At 37.8% G+C, this 2,868-nt stretch carries 4 protein-coding genes; all 4 read right to left on the bottom strand.

Going from position 1 to position 2,868, the window contains the following annotated elements; translation table 11 throughout:
- Positions 1 to 167 precede the first annotated feature (167 nt).
- The 4 genes from C5O22_RS13310 to C5O22_RS13295 all read right to left on the bottom strand — a co-directional run bounded on the left by C5O22_RS13310 (position 168) and on the right by C5O22_RS13295 (position 2,567).
- Entirely contained in the window at positions 168 to 332 is a 165-nt protein-coding gene (locus C5O22_RS13310; RefSeq protein ID WP_132782568.1) for a transposase, read from the bottom strand.
- 571 nt (positions 333 to 903) lie between these two features.
- Positions 904 to 1,353: a PIN domain-containing protein gene (locus tag C5O22_RS13305; RefSeq protein ID WP_132782567.1), complete on the bottom strand. Its 450-nt coding sequence runs from the start codon at positions 1,351 to 1,353 to the stop codon at positions 904 to 906.
- A 1-nt stretch (position 1,354) separates the two neighbouring features.
- Entirely contained in the window at positions 1,355 to 1,639 is a 285-nt protein-coding gene (locus tag C5O22_RS13300) for a type II toxin-antitoxin system Phd/YefM family antitoxin (RefSeq protein ID WP_132782566.1), read from the bottom strand.
- 346 nt (positions 1,640 to 1,985) lie between these two features.
- On the bottom strand, positions 1,986 to 2,567 hold the full coding sequence (locus tag C5O22_RS13295; protein WP_132782565.1) for a hypothetical protein: 582 nt from the start codon (positions 2,565 to 2,567) through the stop codon (positions 1,986 to 1,988).
- Positions 2,568 to 2,868 lie beyond the last annotated feature (301 nt).

Raw genomic sequence — 2,868 nt, 5'->3', positions numbered from 1 at the left:
AAATTTGTTGACAAATAGCGGCTCAGGCTCTACAGCGGCGGCTCGGTCCCGTACAATTGTTTGTACTTTTTTTTTAAGAACTCGTTTTCAATCTGGAGTTTGCCTATCTGCTTGTACAACTCCTCCTGCTTCCGCTCCAGCTCTTGGGCTTCTTTGTCTGTATCCCCTCACTCAAAAATACTACTGGCCCCCTCTACCAGTTCCTTCTTCCACAATGCTACCAGGACTGCTCCTACCTGGTAGGTAGTGGCAATCTCCTGGACCGTTTTCTCTCCCCGCAGCGCTTCCAGGGCCACTTTGGCTTTGAATGCCTTGTCGTACCGTTTCCTCATAGCTAGTACTGTATACCTCCCTCTTGCTCTATAAAAAGAGGGCTATTCATAAATACCACCCTTTTTACTGTCTAAAAATTCGGGCTCAGCATAGATGGAGATGCAGCCTGTATTCCAAACAGAACATAATTGACTGAGGTTATTGTAATAATTTTTGTTAAAAGAACAGTCATTAATGGAATACCAAAACATAATACTATAAAAGTCAGTATCTTTTTATTAACGATGAGTAGTTTCTTCATTTACCCTGGTTTGAATAGTCAGCTAATAAACTAATAACCATTTTTATATCATTTTCACTTACAAGAATCTTTACCTCAGATCCAAGATAAAACGAAGCTAGTTATCCGCCAGCTTGCGCTGACTCTTGAATAGTGAATACTCTTACATACTATTACTGAAAATTACTGCGCTGAATCAAGCTTATTATTAATTGTATCTACTAATACCATTATTTTCTTCCGCGCCCGCGGGGTCTGGCTAACATTTGCTTAAGCCGTGGTCCGTTATTGGCGCGCTTCCTTGCGTACACAAGAACCGTGACAATAGCCGAGTCAGGTTGAAGTAGTTGTTAGATGAAATTTTCTTCTTTATTTATTTTGAACTTAAATGATTTTGCAAGATCTGACATATTTTTATCAAATGTATACAAATAAAAGTCTGATGTAGGAATTAAGCTGCTAAATTCTAAAGCCGTAGCAATATGTATAGCGTCAAGAGTTTTACATTTTGCGATCTCTTTTCTTAAGACAATTATATTTTCAATATCTTCATCAATAATTCTAAAATTAACTTCTTTCAAGTATTCATTTAGTTCATTAATTTTTCTTGTTATCCAGCTTGATTCAAATTTTGCTTTATTATGTTCAAATGTTCTTCTTAATACTGTCATTGTTTCTAATTTCAGTAGGATTGAGCTCACTCTTATAGTGGCTTCATTCCATAAACTTAATGCCCTATCTTTACGTTTTTCATCAAGAAGAATTGCTAAAAGAATACTTGAATCAAAATAATACAACATTTTATGATTCTCGGTTTTCCTTATAAACTGATATCCAATCAATACCGGAAGGTGTTTCTGCTTTTAGTTGAATAGAATTGTTTCTTTTTGCTTTAATCAGCTTTCCAGCTGCAGCTAGTTTCTCCAACTCAATTTCAACATCAGTATTTGAAACTTCCTTTGAAGGTGAAGAGATTTCTGCTATAACCCGATTGTGTTCTGTAATAACAACTTTCTCACCATTCTTAACATATTGAAGGTACTGTGAAAGTTGATTCTTCAAATCTCTTACGCCAACTGCAATCATATGTATAATATATAGCCACAATGGCTACTTTGTCAAGGATGTTATAAGCGCCGAAGGCGTCCACCTAACATATTCTACCCTAGTTTTCCCTGGTATTCAAATCTTTTTCATCGCAGCTTGCATTGTTTATTATTCTAAAAATATTTGGCCCATTAAAGCGCTATTAGCTATTTGTTCTGTATACTTAATACTTATTGGGAAACACCGTCCTAATCGTATCCGGGAAGCCAGAAAAATGCTTGAAAATACCGCAGAATTCCACACGTCAGGAGCACGCCTTGCTGGCTGGCTTTTGTTGCGCCAGACTTTTTGCCTAAAAAACAGAACCATTGCAAATCTGCCAAAATTATAGACCGATTCTTTTTTCTAGCGGTTGCCAGTTATTCAGGAATTGACTAAAATCCCGATCAGGGGCTTCGAAACTACCATCTGCAATTGCTTCTTGCTCTGCTTTTCCTAAACCACGAGTTTCCCAACACTGACCATTTTCTGTGACCCAAACATAACTTTGGATTATGCCTGATGTATGACCTAACTTTTTGTACCGTTCAAGTAATTGCTCTGGCTCAATTATCACAAAATCGAAATCACGATGACTAAAACGATATAAAACCAAAACCCATAAATCTGCTTGCGATTTTTCAATTTTGTCGTACTTGAAAGTCCACCAGCCACCCGCCTTAATTTTTGAATTGATGCTTGATGGCGTATTTTTGCCACCACCTTTATTGCCTAAAAAATCTTTTGAGAACTTTACCTGCAAGGACACTGCACAAATTGAGTTTTGTGAACTCGATTTTGGATTGGTGACAAGTAAATCAATACCTGTGTCCCTTGTAGGCAACCAAATTTCCAAGCCTTTGAAGTTTTCTTCAAGGTGAGATGCTACAAGATATTCGCCCGCATGTATCGTGAAAATCGGTTTCACCTGTCTTCCTTTTATGCCCACAAACACTCTATCATTTTCTTTTTCATTTTTAATTTCAAAATAAGGATACGCTTTTAACCCCCGTAGAATTCCTCTTGTTCTATTCCCACAAGGGTACAGACTTGATTAAACACCTGCACTGCAAACTCATAAAATTCTCTGGCATCCTCTATGCTGGGTTTGCCTGCGGGAAGCAGCCCTAGTTCGCTGGGGTAGCGGGCATCAATGTAGAGTTCGTCTAATATCTGGATCAGGGTATCATTTACTTCAATCTCTGCTACACGCTATTTGTCAACAAATT

Source organism: Treponema sp. J25, assembly GCF_004343725.1.
Classification (GTDB): domain Bacteria; phylum Spirochaetota; class Spirochaetia; order Treponematales; family Breznakiellaceae; genus J25.
Note: the sequence above shows the minus strand (reverse complement) of the source record. Positions and strands in the feature narration are given on the sequence as shown.